This window comes from Variovorax sp. 770b2, from assembly GCF_900115685.1.
Classification (GTDB): domain Bacteria; phylum Pseudomonadota; class Gammaproteobacteria; order Burkholderiales; family Burkholderiaceae_C; genus Variovorax.
Map to the genome: position 1 here is coordinate 14,868 of NZ_FOXJ01000012.1, position 15,231 is coordinate 30,098.

Consider the following 15,231-nt stretch of genomic DNA (forward strand, 5'->3'; position numbering starts at 1 on the left):
TGGCGGTCAGGCTGAAAGTGAAAAGGGTCGGAAGGCCGTGCGAGCGATGTGCTCAGGGCGCCGGTGCGGTGGTGCGCGAGGCATGGGCGCAGGTGGCGCCCATGCCGTCGAGTGCGGTGGCGATGGCCAGTGCGCGTTGCGGGTCGCTGTCGCGCAGGGCCCGCGCCATGGCCACCAGCGGCTCGCAGGCGGGCCGGAATTCGGGGCTTGCGCGCAGCAGGTCCAGCAACGGCGCCTGCACGCGCCGCAGCATCTCGCCCGGGTCGGCGGCGGGCCGTACGGTGGCGCCGAAATCCAGGTAGCGGCGGCGCGCGGCCCAGTAGGCCTGCATGCGGTCGGCCTCCGGACCTTGTGGCGTGCGCAGCAGCTCGGCGGCGCGGGGCTGCAGTTCGTCCAGCAGCTGCAGCAGCCGCTCGCGCGGCGTCGATGGCGGCGCGTAGGTGGCCCACGGCGCCTGGTGCACGACCACCGGGCGGTCGTCGGTGTTGGCGGTGGCACTGCGGGCGAAGCGCGCGAGCGTCGCGGGGCCGGCCAGCACGCTGCCGACCACGGCGAACTCATCTTCGAAGCGCGCGGCGGCCAGCTGCGGCGAGCCGGCCAATCGCGCGAGCCGGGTGCGCACGGCCGTCAGGTCGATGGTCGGCTCGTCGGGCCGTGCGATCAGGCCGAGCACGGGCGTGTCCAGGCTGTTGCTGGCCAGCACCGCGATCCCGTCCGGGTACACGGCAAGGAAGGCCGCGACGATGCTGCGCAGCGTGTCCAGGTCCATCTGGTGCAGCGCGAGCCATTGGCAGAACACGCCACCGGGTGCCAAGCGCGCGCGGACGGCCGCGAACTGCTCCTCGGTGTACAGCGCGCCGGCCCCGCTGCGCGCGGGATGGAACAGGTCGGCCACGATCACGTCGTAGCGCGCACCGGAGGCCTGCACGAAGCGCCGCGCATCGGCCGGCACGGTGTGCACAGGCTGCAGCGGCACCGGCGCGGCGGGAAACTTCGCGAACAGTTCGGCGGCGGCGATCACCTCGGGCAGCAGTTCCACCGCATGCACCTGCAGGCCCGGCTCCTGCGCCGCGGCCGAGGCCGTGAAGCCGGTGCCCAACCCGAGGAACAGCGCCTGCCGCGGCGGCGCCGTGTGCAACAGCAGCGGCAGTTGCGCCAGCCGCCACTCGACCAGGCCGCTGGCGCTGCTGCCTTCCTGCGCGCGGTTGTTGATGCGCAGGCGCGCCACGCCGTCGGCGTCGGCCACCACGCTGACCGCGGCCATCACGCCGTCGCGGTAGCTCAGCACGCGGCCGCCGTCGGGCACGTCGACGAAGCGCAGGTTCGCGCCCCACAGCGCCGCGGCGCAGGCGCCCGCGGCGACCAGCAGGTTCTGCGGGCGCCGCCAGCGCGCGGGCGATTGCAGCAGCAGGTAGCCGGCGACCATCAGGGCCAGGCCGGCCGGCGCGCCGACCGCCGGAATGAGCCACACGCCGACCAGCGCGGGCGCGACGGCCGCGCCTGCGGTGTTGAGCGCCAGCGCGCGTCCGAGCGGACGGCCGCCGGACTGCGCCTCGATGCACAGGTGCGTGAACAGCGCGCCCATCACCAGCGTCGGCGCCCACATGGCGGCCGCGGCCGCGAGCGCTTCGCCCGCCAGCGCGCCGGTTGCGCCCGGACCCGTCCAGCGGGCGGGCCAGGCGCACAGCACGTCGGCCCCGCCCAGCGCCAGGCCCGACAGCAGCACCGCAGCGGCCAGCGCGAAGAGCAACTGGTCGCGTAGCTGGCGCGCATCGTCCGCGCGATGGGCCAGACGTTGGTAGATCGCGGCGCCCGCGGCCGTGCCGAGCAGGTACATGGCCAGCAGCAGGGCGTAGCTGTAGACGGTGCTCTCGGTGACCTGGCTGAGCACGCGCACGGCGAGCACCTCGTAACCGATGCCGAGCACGCCAGTGGCCGCCAGCAGGGTCGACACGCGAGGGCTGGCGGCCGCCCGCGCTGGTGCCCGTGCGGATGCGGATATTGACGTCTCGGGCGCCACCGGTGCATCGCGCCAGAGCCACCACGACAGCGCCGCGCACACCGCGTTCGCCGCGGCGCACAAGAGCGCGGTGCGCAGCAACCCGCCGTGCGGAATCGCGACGAACACCGCCAGCACCAGGCCGAGGACCGCGCCGAAGGTGTTGGCCGCATAGAGTCCGCCGAGGGGGCTGCGGGCGGCGCTCAACTGGCGCTCGAGCGCGGGCAGGGTGGCGCCCATCGCCGCGCTGGCGGGCAGCAGCAGGATGAACGGAAAAAGGAAGGCGACCGTCCAGTGCCGAAGCACCGACGGTTCGGGGCCGATCAGCAGCGCCGTCGCGTGGATCAGCGAAGGCATGGCCACCGTGAGGACGAGGCCCCATGCCAGCAGCAGCACTTCGCAGCCGGCGTACCAGCGCCCGGGCCAGCGGCTGCGTGCCAGCGTTCGGCCCAGCGCCTGCGCGCCGAGCGCCAGGCCGCCGAAGAAGGCGGCCAGCACGGCCAGCACGGCCACGATCTCGTGGCCCATGGCGGCGCCGAATTCGGCGGTCCAGACCATTTGCCACGCCAGCGCCGCGGCGCCGGACAACACCATCAGCAGGTGCGCAAGTACGCGGCCATGGAGTGCCAGGCGTGTGCCATCCGCCGGGCGGGCGGATGGCTGTATTTCAGGGAGGCCGTGGGGCACGGCGCTCCGGATTTCTTCTGACATGGATCTGCACCAGGGACCGTCCCGCCGCACGAGGCAACAGACAGACAGGCACGGCGGACACACCGTGCCTGCCGTGCCGATCGGGGACGGACCGCGGCCGCTTACTTGATGCCTGCGACCTTGACGGTGTTCACGACTTCGATGAACACCGGGTTGCTGTAGAACCAGAGATCGGACCAGCCGGCGACGTCATGGCTCGAGTACTTCGTGCCCGACAGCGTGCGCATGTGGGTCGGGCAGGCGGCGTCCGAGCAGGCGATCTTGCCCGGCTGGGTGCCGTCGAACGGGTTCGAGGTGAAGTCCAGCAGCGGGTTGCCGTCGGCATCGGTCTCAAAGGGCACCGAGGCCGGCAGGTTGCTGCCGCGCAGGCGGAAGTACTGCGAGGCCTTGGCGGCCGGAACGACGTAGCTCATCATGCGCGTGCCGTCGGGCAGGGCCGTCCAGTTGGTGCCGTTGAACACCTTGGCGACCTTGGCCGTCTTGTTGGTGGCGGCCTTCGAGCCCAGCGTGCCGGCGTAGTTCGCCGTGTCGGCCGGATCGACCATGCCGGTCACCATCCCGTTGATCACGTCCACGTGGTCCAGCACCGGCGCATTGAGCGGTTGCGTGACGTTGACCTGCTTGAGCGACGGGTTCGGGAACGAATACGGCGAGTTGTTGGTGCCTTGCGGATCGCGCAGCACCACCGTCACCACCAGGTCGGCACCGGGGCGCACGACCAGCTTCTCGCCCATGGTCGCGCAGCCGTTGATGCGCACGTCGCCGTTGGCCGACGTGGCGTTCTGGCCGGCCTTCTCGAAGAGGGCGCTGCCCGCGCTTCGCGGCAGGCCCGGGTTGGCGGCGCACACCGTGAACGACAGGCGGTCGATCAGCTGGCCGTTGGACACGAAACTGTTGCCGCTGCGCAGGCCGTCGATGATGCCGTTGGCCGTGAGGTTGTTGCTGCCCTTGCGCACCATCACGTAGTCGCGGGTGTACTCGCCGGGGAAGAAGTCGGCGGTGCTCTCGCGCTGGTCGGCGCCGAAGCTGCCGCGGTTGTGATAGTCGGAGCTCGCGAAGAAGAACCAGTTGCGGCCTTCGCCGAGCAGCGCATCCCACACGCCGCCCACGATCGCGGCGTAGACGCCCGAGCCGCCGTAAGTGCCGCCGCCCACCGCACTGGTGGTGTAGCTGCCGCGGTTGCCTTCGGCCTGGTGACCGGGCATCGACTCGAAACCGAAGGCGACCTTCGGTGCAGCGTTGTTGAAGTTGCGCAGGTGCTCGATGTTGAAGCCGTTGCTGCCGGTCGGGTTGTAGGCGCCCGCGCGTTCCAGGTGGGCCGGAACGAAGTAGCTGGAGGTCGGCGCCTTCTCGTTCATCCACTTGATGCCTTCGACCGTCTTCAGGTGGCCGAGGTTGGGCGTGGCGCTGCTGTTGCTGCCGGTGATCTTGCGGGCGGTCGCGTCCAGGAGGTTGTTGTTGTTGCTGCCGCTCACGGTGCAATCCCACTGGTTCTCCGCGCCGCGGCTGGTGTCGCTGTCGCTGCGGTCGAAGCAGTACTCGTACTGCGCCTGCAGCGCGGCATTGCCGCCGGCGGCGGTCGAGGGCCAGGGCAGCTGGCCCGGCAGCACGTTGGTCGACACGTGCTCGTGGCCCGGCGCGTTCTGCTCCACGCCGATCCAGATCGGCTTGTTGCGGGCGCGGCTCTCGGCCTCGATCACCGGATATTGGTATTCCTTGATTTCCTGCCAGCGCCACATCGCCTTGGGCGTGGCGGCGCCGTCACCCTTGATGCCGGCGCGGCCGTTGGGGAGCGTGGCTTCCCAGGTCATGTTGGGGCCCTTGCCAGTGTTGGCCGGTTGACCGCCGCTCGGGTAGGTGTTGGGCGGATAGGGGCCGGTCCCGCTGTTGGTCAGGCCCAGGCCTGGTGCCACCGGCTCGAACGGGTCTTCGGCCATCGTGCAGTTGCGCGTGCTGCTGCCGCCGTGGTCGGCCTGGACGAACCAGTCCAGGCCGAAGGTCTTGGCCGACTTGTCGACCAGCTTCTGCACCGACAGCGCGCCGTCCGAGCAGGTCGTGTGGTTGTGGAAGTCGCCGGCGACGTAGGTGCCGCTCGCCTTGGTGTCCGCGCGGTCGGCGGCTTGGGCGAGGCTGAAGGGAATCGCGGCAATGCTGGCCAGCGCGACCAGCGCAAGTTCGCGTCGGGGGAAAGGAGTCTTCATGAAAGGAATTTCCGTGTTCGTTCGTAGTGGAGGCAGCCGGACTCAGGCCTGCTTCTGGTTGCCGAGCAGGCGGAACTTGCCGCCGACGTACGACAGCTGCGTGGTGAAGGTCACCGCGGTGGTGTCGACATCCGAGTTGGTCAGCGTGGCGGTCAGCGTGCACACGTTGGCCGCATTGCAGCCGGTGATCGTGACCGCCGAGAGCTTCACGGACGGGAAGGACGACAGCTCCATCGAGAAGAGCAGGAGGGCCGCGGCTTCCTGCGTCAGGGCGTCGCGCACCTGCGGCTTGGCGTAGCCGGCATCCAGGAACGTGTCGTCGAAGTTGTCGAGGAAGGCGGTGTTGGTCAGGCCCGCGTAGCTGTTGAGCGCGGCCAGGCCGCTGCCGTAGTCGGTGGCGAATGCCGCCGCCTGCTGGGCGGTGTCGGTCGAGCCGCCTGCGCCGCCTCCCGCGCCGCCGGTGGGGGGCGGGAAGAAGAAGGCCTGGCCGCCGCCGTCACTGCCGCCACCACAGGCGGCGAGGACGGCCAGCAGGCTGCTGGCGAGCAAGAATCGAAAGCGCTGACGTGAATGCATGGCGAATGCCTTTCTCTTTTCTGAGCTGAGTTGTTGAAGGGCTGTGTTTTTTCGGGGCGCGTACGTCCCGTCACCGAAAAGTTCACTTTATTTTTCGGTTGTTACGTCCCCGTGAATTTGAGGGCTCGAAGCTTTCTTTTTTGAAAGCTTCAAAAACCGCACAGTCGCAACGCAGGCGGTGCGCAGGCACGCATCGCCGGTGCGGCGATGGATGCGCAAGGCAGTTGGCCGCCGTCCCGGGGGTCAGCGTCGCCCTGCGACGACTAAAAGATCCAGCGTGCGCTGAGCCGGGCGCTGCGCGGCTCCATCGGATGCACGTGCCGGCCGTCGATGCCCTCGCCGCAGGCACCGCCGGCGATCTCGCCTGCCGTGCACGAGGCATAGGCGTATTCGATGTCATTGCCCTTCTTGCCGGCGACGTTGAAGACGTCCAGGCCGAGCGTGAGCCGCGGATTGACGGCGAAGCGAATGCCCAGGTTGAGCAGCGTCGCAGCCTTCGAGCGTTCGGTGTTGCGCGTGTCCAGCGCACGCGGGCCCAGGTAGCGAAGCCGCAGCGACGCGGTGAGCGGGCCTTCGGTGTACGTGACGCCGGCGGCCAGCACCTTCTCGACCGCGTTGTCGATGTGGTTGCCTTCGCCCTCGGGCGCGCGCCCCTTGAAACGTGCGCGCGACACCGCGCCGTCCAGCTCCATGCGCCAGGCGCGGGCGAGCTTCCAGCGCAGCGTCGCCTCGATGCCGCGGCGGCTGCTCGCGCGCCCGGGCTCGGTGGTGCCGGCGTCGCCGACATACACGAGCTCGGAGTCCAGCCGGAGTTGCCACAGCGCCACCGTCGCGGTGAAGTTCTCGTCGGGCTGGAAGCGCCAGCCCACCTCCGCGCCCCGTCCCTTGACCAGCGCCGGCACGCGGTCGGCGGCCGTGCCGCTGGCCGGGTCGATGGCGATGGCGATGGTCGCGCCGCGCACGTCGTTGCTGTGAAAGCCCACGCCCGCGTTCAGGTACAGCTCGTGCTGCGGCGTCAGCGCGAAGGCCAGCCCGGCCTTGGGGCTCGCGATCGCGTCATGCCCCTTGCCGCTGTTGACCGCGCCATAGGTGGGCTCCCGCCCATCGATGCGGTAGCGCAGCATGTCGCCGCGCACGCCCGCGTAGCCGCGCAACCGGTCGGTGAAATACACCAGCTGCTGGCCGTACACGGAGACAAGATCCTGCGAGACCTTGTCGTTGCGCACCGTCGCAAGCCGCTCGCGGGCCTGCGTGTTGTAGAGGCCCACCTCCGAGATCCGGTCGCCGCGCCAGCTCGCGCCCCAGCTCAGGACGCCGTCCAGGCCGCCGAACTTCGTGGGCATCGTGCGGGCTGCCTGCGCGCCGAAGATGCGCCGGCGGTCGGTCTGCTCGAACTGGTCGCCGTGGACCGGGTTGTTCAGGAAATAGGTGAAGTCCGAGAAGAGGTCGAAGCGGTAGTCGATCGCATAGGCGCTGAGCGTCGTCTCGCCCTCCGGCCCCTTGTCGAACCACTTGCCCGACAGGCTCACGCGCTGGGTATTGCCGCCGTCGGTGGGGTTGAGCGAGCCGAAGCGCGAGAGCTCGCCGCTGTCGATCAGGCGCCCCGGCACCTGGTCGGTCGCGATCCAGCGGCTCTTGTAGGCCATGCCGGTGAGGCTGAAGCCGCGCGTGGGCGAGCCTTGCGAGTAGCGCGCCACGGCGCTCACTTTGCGCAGGTTCTCGGGCACGTCCCAGGGGCCGTCGTTGCCCTCGATCTCGATGGCGCCCAGCCAGGTCTGGTCCTCGCGGGTGCGCGAGCCCGCGGCCAGCAGGCGCTTGAAGTTGCGGGCGCCGAGCGTGACTTCGGCAAAGGGCGCGTCCAGCACGCTGACGTAGTCGAGCGACGCACTGCCCGCGAGCGAGAAGTCGCCGCCCTCGGCGAAGTACGGCCCCTTGCGGTAGCGCACGCCCGAGACGAGTTCGGGGATGAGGAAGTTCAGGTCGGCATAGCCCTGGCCGTGTCCGTGCGTGGGCATGTTCACCGGCATGCCGTCGACGGTGACGGCGAAATCGGTGCCGTGGTCCAGGTTGAAGCCGCGCAGGAAATACTGGTTGGCCTTGCCGTCGCCCGAGTGCTGCGTGGCGACCACGCCGGGCACCGCCTCGACGATGTCGCCCGGGCGCAGCTTGGGCCGGGCCTGGAACGACGCGCGCTCCACCGCGCCCTCGCTGGCGCTGTCGGCCGTGCCTACGACGGCTTCGCGCGGCCCATGAACCTCGATCTCCTGCAAATGACTTTCCTGCGCGCAAGCCGCGCCGGCGGCGAAGACCACCCCCAGCAGCAGCGGTCGCCGAAGTGGCTGTCCGACCCTCATCTGAAACCTTGTTTTATGCGAACTCCCTCAGATCTTTGACGAGATGAGTGACACAGCAATGACATGTCGGATCGAAGTCAAGCAGCGAGGAAGGCAGGCGCTCCGCATAAACACAAATGAGCCAGATGTGCACCCGAAGACATGGGGTGGGGCGCTAGTTCATCATCGAGGCACGGGTGTCTGACGCGACGCCGATGTGTGAGTTGCGCGCCCTTTGGAAAGGCGGTCGTTCCCGAGATGTAGAAGATGCAAGCATCATCGTCGGGCGCACCGAAACTCGCCGTGGCTTGCAGGTAGATCGGCCGCTGACCGGGGACGTCTAGCTTTGAGAAACCTGGCGCGTACAGCGTTGGACTGGGTTGTCCGCCTCCTCGATGCAGACGCACCGCGAAGTGTCTTTTTCCGTCGCTGCCGAGAAAAACGCCACGGACAGGTTTGACGATCGCGGCAAGTTGCTCAGCGATTCACTGGCGCGTCGGGCGCCGAAGTCGTGAGTCCGTAGAACTCGTGCAGTTTGGCGGCGAGCAGCTGCTTGTCGGGCAGCTGTGTCTGGTATTGCGCCACGAGCGCTGGTGACAGGGTGCGGCTCAACGCGTACTCGACAACTTCGTTGTCCTTGGATGCGCAGAGCAAGACGCCGATAGCGGGGTTCTCATGGGACTTGCGGACATCGCGATCAAGCGCCTCCAGGTAGAAGTTCAGCTTGCCAAGGTGCTCGGGCTCGAATCGCTCGACCTTGAGCTCGATGGCCACAAGGCAGTTCAGCCCGCGATGGAAAAACAGCAAATCCAGTGCGAAGTCTCGTCCGCCCACCTGCAGCGGAAATTCCGAGCCGACGAAGCAAAAATCCCTTCCCAACTCAATCAGGAAAGTGCGCAGTTGGGCCAGCAAGCCCCGGTGGAGGTCCGCTTCCGTGTGCGCGGCAGGCAAGTCCAGAAATTCGAGTGCGTAAGCGTCCTTAAACAGGTCTGCTCCCGCCTGCCCATGAAGTTGTGTCACCGCCGGTGACACCCGAGCGGGGGTCAACACGGCCTGCTCGAAAGCCGCCAGGCGAAACTGCCGCTCGAGTTCGCGTTTGCCCCAGCGCTCCTGCACGGCCAAGCGCAGATAGAACTCGCGTTCTTCGGCACGCTTGGCCTGGGTCAGGATGATCAGATTGTGTGTCCACGGCAGTTGTGTCACCAGCGGTGTCACTTTCTCGTCCCCGCGATAGACCTCGTAGAACTGGCGCATCCGAAACAGATTGCGACGCGTGAACCCGCGCTGGCCCGGCAGCGTGCGCGCAAGATGCTCTGCCAAGCGGTCAACAACGCCTTCCCCCCAGACCGCTGCCTCAATCTTGGCGCTGATGTAGCGCCCGATTTTCCAATACAGTGCCACCAATTCGGTGTTGACCGCCTGGTAAGCGCGCTGGCGCGCCTGTTCGATGAGATCCACGACTTCTGCGAAGGTCGCCTCGACGGTCTGCAGGCCGGCGGGCGATGGCGACGAGGTGGAAGGCTTTCGATGGGACGGCATGCCTGCAGCCTACCAAACGTTGCCGGTGCATGCGCTTGCTTTCATGCAGGCGCGATGCCAAGGATGGGCGCGTCCGATATCAGCTGTCTCTGTTTGCCGTTTCGCCCAGTTGCCAGCGCCGATCGCGCTGGCCTATGTGTGCGAAGGAAAGGGTCCGCAAAGGCGCCCGCAGAGTTGCCCGGCGACGGCAGTTGTCGCTCGCCATCCCTTCTAGATGAGCTTGAGGACGGCATGTCAGGAAAGGCGGAGCAACTGCAACCTGTTGCGCGAGAATCGACGGGGGTCGTCTCGCGTGGTCACCTCCTCATCTTCGCGCGGCAGATTCCGGTTGAGCAACGGCACCATGGCTTGCGAAGCGAAGATGCTCAGTACGACTATCCCGACAGCGATCGAGAAAAGCGGTGTCCTCGAAGGTGCGCTCACGCGCAAAGGCGTTGTCGCTGGAATGGGAAGCGGTCGTGTGCATCGGAGTCCGTCGAAGTCGTGGCCACGGCGCTGAATGCCGATGTCCAAACAGTCTGGCCGTGCACGCAAGCGCCGGCATCAGAGTGGGACCTGACTACCCGTGGCTGCCGATAGCCAGGCAGGCTCGCTCATGCTCCCATTTCCCCTAACCCGCAGTTCCGGGAAAATGATGCACTGAGATCGCGCGCCATCGGGTCGATCACGGCGTCGCCCCAGCCACGCGCAGTGCGGTTAATGACCGCGCGCCGTCAATACGGCGCTTTAGATCGTCAACGAAGTTGGCATATTCGAACAGGGCGGAAGTGGAAAGGGTGACCAGAAAAATAAGCTGTCTTTCCCGTACGGTGGCGAGCGGACTGAACGCTGGTTGAGCGCGGGTTCTCTCAACATCCGATAGCGTCAGCGATCTCAAGGCCTTGCTTGCCAATCCCCACGTCGTCCTGTACTCGCGGAGCATCTAGTGCAGGGTCGGTAGCGTACTAGCCAGGCCAAAGCCTACGACGATCGATAGAAGCACCACGACAGCGACCACTATCGCCAAGCCCAGGATGTTCTGACTCGAGCTTTCTTGTCCGGGCAGTTGCGGCCGTGCTCCGGCTACTGGCTCAAGGAGCGGAGCGGGGGAGGGCGGGGTCGATCTGGCCGCTTCCTCGATGACTCTACGAAGTTCCTCGGTCTTCAAAGCAAATCGCGCAAGCACCTCGTTGGACTGCGCGGCCCAAGCGTCTGCGGTCGCAAGCATGCGTGCGTGCGCTGCCTCGCTTGCAGCTGTAACCGCTGCAGCGGCTCGCGCAGATTCCTCTTGCAGGACCATTCGGTTCAACTCGACGAGCACGAAAACAGGATCGTCCTGGTCGATCTTAAGGCCCGTACGCTCAAAAATAACTGCTGCCAGCCCCTTGCGATCGTCCGCGGACTCCATCAAAAGTCGAGTTCGGTCAGTTGCATGAACAGCTCACGTTGAATGGTGCGCAACCGCTGCTTGGACATGATCGAAAAGCGCGGATCCGCATCGACTTGCTCGAAGGTCAGCCGCTGCGCGGCCATAGCTTCCACATCCCGGCCGAAAGTGTCGGGATTGCGCCGGGGGATGCGCACCACGCCCCGGACCTTGGAGGCGTTTTCTTTGTAGGCCCTCATCTCGGCGAAGTTCTTGCCATCTCTTTCGATCGGGCCGAAAAATTCGTTCACCCATACGACCATGTCACTTCCCTCCGCCATGTTCCTCCCCAGCGCGTTGAAACCACTCATGGTGTCGACAAGCGCCTGGCCACCGGTGACGACTGTATGTATGAAGATCTGCCGGCCAGCTCCCCGAAGCATTGAGAACGCCTGATTCTCAACAAGGTAGTTCGAAAGAGGAAGAAAACTCGACGACCCGTTGTCGATCACGAAGGTGCCGCTCTCTGTGAGCAGGCGTTCCATGAGCTCATCGAACCGGCGCTCGTTCACACGCGGTCCATCGAGCAGCGAAACAGGCGAAACATTCAAACCTGCGTAGCCGCAGAACGTCTGATTATTCGGATCGGTGTCGATACAGGTCGTCGGTGTGTCTCGAACCGAATTCAAAAACTGCGCGAGGAAAGCACTGCACAAGGATTTTCCGACGCCGCCTTTGCCTTGCAACATGAGGTGAACTGAGGCAGCTGGAGCGAGCTCGCTCGACCGTTCTTCGATCAAAACAAATTCTCCTCGTCACTTTTCGAGGGAGAGCCGGCAAATCGCATTCCCGTTGGAGCACTCAATTTCTGAAGCAGATTCGCCTTCACCGGTGCCTCGCTAGAGCTTCCGTGCCCGCCCTCGCTTCGTGACGTGTTGAGCGCTGTTGATTCCCTCTCCCTCCGACGGCGTCGAGCGCGGGCCAGGTCGTTGCTGAGCTCTTGGACGGTACACCGGTAGCCCAAGGCCTGAAGGTCGGCCACGATGACCGAGCGTCGCACTCCCAAGCCAAGACGCTGCTCGAGTTCGTTCAGGTGCTCGCGTATCCACCCTGCACGGCTCTGTTGCTCTTTCATTTATCTTCATTGCATTTGAGGGGTGGAAACTTTAGCGCTCGATGACAAAAACGTTTGCCCACAAATTGGCGAACATCGAAGAAATTCGAAAAATTATTTGATTCAGGTATGCTTATCACATAGGCAAATGATGATCAATTTTTGTAAATTAGAAGGGATAAGCAAAATATAAAATTGCTAATGCAGGATAGGCGGCCGCCGGTATTTGTAGCTACAAACGACACGCTTGACGGCGTGATGGATGTTCGGCAAAACATAGGCAAATGATCATCAGGAAGGAAACGGATGAGTCGAGACATCCTTCGTGTCGACGGAGTGACGACGGAAGTGAAGAAGCGCCTGCAGGCGTCTGCTGATCGCCTGTACGGATCTCCCAGCGCATCTCTCTTGGTGCGCGCATTGATCGCCGAGCACTTGTCAAGATCTGAGTCTGCTAGGCCGCCGATCTCCCCATTCGACGCTTCCGAAACTCAGCGGGTTGAAATTCGACTGCCTAAGTCAGCTCATACACGAATCCTGGAGATTGCAGAATCTCGGTTCTCAAGGCCGAGCTATTACTTGATCAGTGTGGTGCTTGCGCATCTTGCTCAACCCCAATTGCAAGGTGATGAGATCGAAACACTTCGACGGTCCAACTACGAACTCTCCAAGATCGGCACCAACTTGAATCAGATCGCACGAGCGTTCAACGTCTTGGTGAAGATGGGGGAGGGCGGGACTCCGCCAGAGGTAGGGAAACGTCTTGCAGCGCTGCGACGAGAAATCACGGCCCACACTTCAAAGGTGCTTCGCGTCTTGAATGCAGGCACCGCGGTATGGGAAGCCAGATCTCAGAGGAAGAGCGGCTCGATGCGGAAAAATAGAAGTCGGTCACGTCAAACTGATGAGAGCTGATAGTCCCCAGGTGTCATACGAGGCTATCTACCGCAGCCTTGCTATTCAACGTGTGACTTCTTGAAGAATGTCTGTTAGCGGCACGCATCCGTCACTTGCTCCGGTGTTCGGCTATGAAGGGCGTAGCCGCATCGGATGAATGTGCATGTCCTCCAAAGGCAGTGTCTAACTCGTTTACGACTCGACGCTCATGCGTTCGAGTTGCCAGCCGTGTCTTCCGGCTGGTCGTGCTTACAGATAGCGATCGCCTACACAGACCCGGATGAATCGCGCTTGAATCGCATTAACTCGGCACGCCCGAGCGGAGTGATCCGCAAGACGATGGCGACCTGTCCACCGGGATTGCCCGTCGCTGGTGGCAACGTTGCTTCTATGAGTTGGGCGGCGGCCAAGACGGCTGCGCGATGGATGTCATGTTCGGCGTGGAGCGCCAAGGGGAAAGAGGCTTCTTCGATGCGCAGAAGCAGGTCCATGGGCATATGTACTCTCAGTCGTCGCGGTTCTTTGATGTCGGTCTTCGCAGTTCAGACGCCTCAATCTACCTCGTTAAGCGGCTTGAGCCAATCCACCGCTGCCTCATCGGGTGGCATCGCTCGCAGGCGTTCGTCGCGCCACAGATCTCGGGCGGCATCCTCAAGCTCGAGAGGGTCGACGGTATGCCACTGCTGCTGCAGCCGGTGCGCGCAAGCTGCAATCCAGAGGGTTGCGGGCACGTTTTCCATGCCACAATATTACTGTATATTTATACAGTGTACTGCGAAGTGTTTGGATATCTGTTCGAAGGCAAAGAGCTTCCCTCGAAGGAGGAGGTGAAGTACACGCGACGAGTGGGGGAGTTGGTCTACATGGCGTGTATCCATGATCCTCGCCAGGTCGTAGTTCGATGATCGCGATGCTTCTCTCAGACGATTGCGACAGCCACGTGATTCCGCTGCTGAATCGCGCCTGCATGCTTGAAGTTCGAGGAGGATTTTTCATCGATGGCGTCGAGATCAATCCGCGCGGCCGGGGAGCGAGAGCATCAAGTCGGACAACTATCCGCAGCGCTGTTTTGCCGGCCCATTGTGCGACTTCCCGCCACTGACCCGAAGGGGGCGCGTGTGGAAGCACTTCGACATGGGCAAATGATCGCCAAGGCGCTGCAGCGTTGGCCAACACGACGCGGCGGTGCCGATTCCCGCGGACATGCCTAGCTTTTGCCTAACTCGAGAGAGGAGATGAGCCATGGACCAGACCGAACTTTTCTTCCCACGGCCAGCGTCGCAAGTGCTGGTCGAAATCACTCGGCAGGACTTGCCCGAGGCAGATGAGCCCTTCCGCTTCGAGGAGATCGAAGCGGAGCCTCGAGTCGCATACAGGGTGCGGCTTATGGACTACCCAACAGCTGATGCTGCCAAGGTTGCCGAGCAGCGCTTCCGGCGGGAGCTCGATCGCCAACTAGCTGTGAAGCTCCAATAGGTTGTATCCGGTGTTCATCCGGATTGGGTTTGAGAGACTGGAAGTCGCCAAACACCCAATCCACTCAGGACGCCCAACCGGATGAACACCCATAAGCATGCCCGACTTACCTTTGCCCGCCGAATCGAGATGGTCAAGCAGATGACTCTGGAAGGCGTGGATGCCGTGCGAGCCGCAGCCGTGCACGGCGTCACTGCGCCAACGGCCAGGAAGTGGCTCGGTCGCTACTTGGCAGGCGGAGAAGCCGCCTTGGCCGATGCATCCTCCAGGCCCATGCGCTCTCCCAGAGCCATCGATGCAGGCAAGGCCTTGCTCATCGTCGAGCTGCGCAAACGTCGAATGCTGCAGGCTCGCATCGCTCGCAGTGTGGGCGTCTCGGAGTCCACGGTCAGCCGCGTTCTGGCGCGGGCGGGCATGTCCAAGTTGATCGACCTGCAGCCCCTCGAAGCTGTCGTGCGCTATGAGCACGAGGCTCCCGGCGATCTGCTGCACATTGACACCAAGAAGCTCGGACGCATCGTGCGGCCCAGTCACCGCGTCACAGGCAACCGGCGCGACTCGGTCGATGGCGCAGGCTGGGAGACGCTGTTCGTGGCCATCGATGATCACGCGAGACTGGCGTTCACCGCCATGCATCCCGACGAGAAGCAGGCGCAGGCAGTCCTGTTCCTGCGCAACGCGGTGGCTTATTACGCCCGCTTGGGCATCACCGTGCAGCGACTGCTGACGGACAACGGTTCGGCGTTCCGCTCGCGTGAGTTCAGAGCGACCTGCATCGAACTCGGGATCAAGCACAGCTTCACGCGGCCTTACCGGCCGCAGACCAACGGCAAGGCCGAGAGATTCACCCAGTCCGCGTTGCGTGAGTGGGCCTACGGCTGGACCTACCAGAACTCAGCCCATCGAACCGTTGCCTTGGCAAGCTGGCAGCACCACTACAACTGGCATCGCCCGCACAGCGGCATCGGAGGCCTCGCACCGATGTCCAGACTCAACTCGTCAAGAAACAACCTCTTGACGCTTCACAACTAGCGGGCGAT

12 protein-coding genes are annotated in these 15,231 nt (G+C 64.5%); 3 read left to right on the forward strand and 9 right to left on the reverse strand.

Annotation, left to right across the window (positions count from 1 at the left end; all coding sequences use genetic code 11):
* Nucleotides 1-52: 52 nt before the first annotated feature.
* The 7 genes from BM133_RS33305 to BM133_RS33340 form a co-directional block, all read right to left on the reverse strand.
* Nucleotides 53-2,686 carry a fused MFS/spermidine synthase gene (locus BM133_RS33305; RefSeq protein WP_143100287.1) on the reverse strand — a complete coding sequence of 878 codons (2,634 nt, stop codon included), beginning with the start codon at nt 2,684-2,686 and terminating at the stop codon, nt 53-55.
* 125 nt (nt 2,687-2,811) lie between these two features.
* A complete protein-coding gene (locus BM133_RS33310) occupies nt 2,812-4,911 on the reverse strand; it encodes a hypothetical protein (RefSeq protein WP_093443671.1) in 2,100 nt (699 codons plus the stop codon).
* Between the two features lie 42 nt (nt 4,912-4,953).
* A complete protein-coding gene (locus BM133_RS33315; RefSeq protein WP_143100288.1) occupies nt 4,954-5,487 on the reverse strand; it encodes a hypothetical protein in 534 nt (177 codons plus the stop codon).
* Between the two features lie 263 nt (nt 5,488-5,750).
* The gene (locus BM133_RS33320; protein WP_093443675.1) at nt 5,751-7,841 is read right to left on the reverse strand and encodes a TonB-dependent receptor; all 2,091 of its coding nucleotides are present in this window, start codon (nt 7,839-7,841) and stop codon (nt 5,751-5,753) included.
* A gap of 456 nt (nt 7,842-8,297) precedes the next feature.
* Nucleotides 8,298-9,359, reverse strand: a complete 1,062-nt coding sequence (locus BM133_RS33325) for a PDDEXK nuclease domain-containing protein (RefSeq protein WP_093443677.1) — start codon at nt 9,357-9,359, stop codon at nt 8,298-8,300.
* A gap of 664 nt (nt 9,360-10,023) precedes the next feature.
* Complete coding sequence (locus BM133_RS33330; protein WP_143100289.1) at nt 10,024-10,251, reverse strand: hypothetical protein; 228 nt, start codon at nt 10,249-10,251, stop codon at nt 10,024-10,026.
* A gap of 494 nt (nt 10,252-10,745) precedes the next feature.
* Nucleotides 10,746-11,504 (reverse strand): P-loop NTPase family protein, encoded by a 759-nt coding sequence (locus tag BM133_RS33340; RefSeq protein ID WP_256219437.1) that lies wholly within the window; start codon nt 11,502-11,504, stop codon nt 10,746-10,748.
* A 620-nt stretch (nt 11,505-12,124) separates the two neighbouring features.
* Here BM133_RS33340 and mobC point away from each other — a divergent pair.
* Complete coding sequence (mobC, locus tag BM133_RS33345) at nt 12,125-12,733, forward strand: plasmid mobilization relaxosome protein MobC (RefSeq protein ID WP_093443685.1); 609 nt, start codon at nt 12,125-12,127, stop codon at nt 12,731-12,733.
* Nucleotides 12,734-12,981: 248 nt separating this feature from the next.
* On the opposite strand, the gene BM133_RS33350 is transcribed toward mobC, so the two are convergent.
* Nucleotides 12,982-13,206, reverse strand: a complete 225-nt coding sequence (locus BM133_RS33350; protein WP_256219438.1) for a hypothetical protein — start codon at nt 13,204-13,206, stop codon at nt 12,982-12,984.
* Nucleotides 13,207-13,266: 60 nt separating this feature from the next.
* Nucleotides 13,267-13,455: a hypothetical protein gene (locus BM133_RS33355; protein WP_093443689.1), complete on the reverse strand. Its 189-nt coding sequence runs from the start codon at nt 13,453-13,455 to the stop codon at nt 13,267-13,269.
* Nucleotides 13,456-13,957: 502 nt separating this feature from the next.
* Here BM133_RS33355 and BM133_RS33365 point away from each other — a divergent pair.
* Together BM133_RS33365 and BM133_RS33370 are read left to right on the forward strand one after the other, a co-directional pair.
* A complete protein-coding gene (locus tag BM133_RS33365) occupies nt 13,958-14,191 on the forward strand; it encodes a hypothetical protein (RefSeq protein WP_093443691.1) in 234 nt (77 codons plus the stop codon).
* Between the two features lie 81 nt (nt 14,192-14,272).
* Nucleotides 14,273-15,223 carry an IS481 family transposase gene (locus BM133_RS33370; protein WP_093443693.1) on the forward strand — a complete coding sequence of 317 codons (951 nt, stop codon included), beginning with the start codon at nt 14,273-14,275 and terminating at the stop codon, nt 15,221-15,223.
* Nucleotides 15,224-15,231: the final 8 nt, after the last annotated feature.

What these genes read in the sequence shown, in the direction of transcription:
- BM133_RS33310 (WP_093443671.1), bottom strand. Translation starts at nt 4,911, where the DNA reads ATGAAGACTCCTTTCCCCCGACGCGAACTTGCGCTGGTCGCGCTGGCC.
- BM133_RS33315 (WP_143100288.1), bottom strand. Translation starts at nt 5,487, where the DNA reads ATGCATTCACGTCAGCGCTTTCGATTCTTGCTCGCCAGCAGCCTGCTG.
- BM133_RS33320 (WP_093443675.1), bottom strand. Translation starts at nt 7,841, where the DNA reads ATGAGGGTCGGACAGCCACTTCGGCGACCGCTGCTGCTGGGGGTGGTC.
- BM133_RS33325 (WP_093443677.1), bottom strand. Translation starts at nt 9,359, where the DNA reads ATGCCGTCCCATCGAAAGCCTTCCACCTCGTCGCCATCGCCCGCCGGC.
- mobC (WP_093443685.1), top strand. Translation starts at nt 12,125, where the DNA reads ATGAGTCGAGACATCCTTCGTGTCGACGGAGTGACGACGGAAGTGAAG.
- BM133_RS33350 (WP_256219438.1), bottom strand. Translation starts at nt 13,206, where the DNA reads ATGGACCTGCTTCTGCGCATCGAAGAAGCCTCTTTCCCCTTGGCGCTC.
- BM133_RS33355 (WP_093443689.1), bottom strand. Translation starts at nt 13,455, where the DNA reads ATGGAAAACGTGCCCGCAACCCTCTGGATTGCAGCTTGCGCGCACCGG.
- BM133_RS33365 (WP_093443691.1), top strand. Translation starts at nt 13,958, where the DNA reads ATGGACCAGACCGAACTTTTCTTCCCACGGCCAGCGTCGCAAGTGCTG.
- BM133_RS33370 (WP_093443693.1), top strand. Translation starts at nt 14,273, where the DNA reads ATGAACACCCATAAGCATGCCCGACTTACCTTTGCCCGCCGAATCGAG.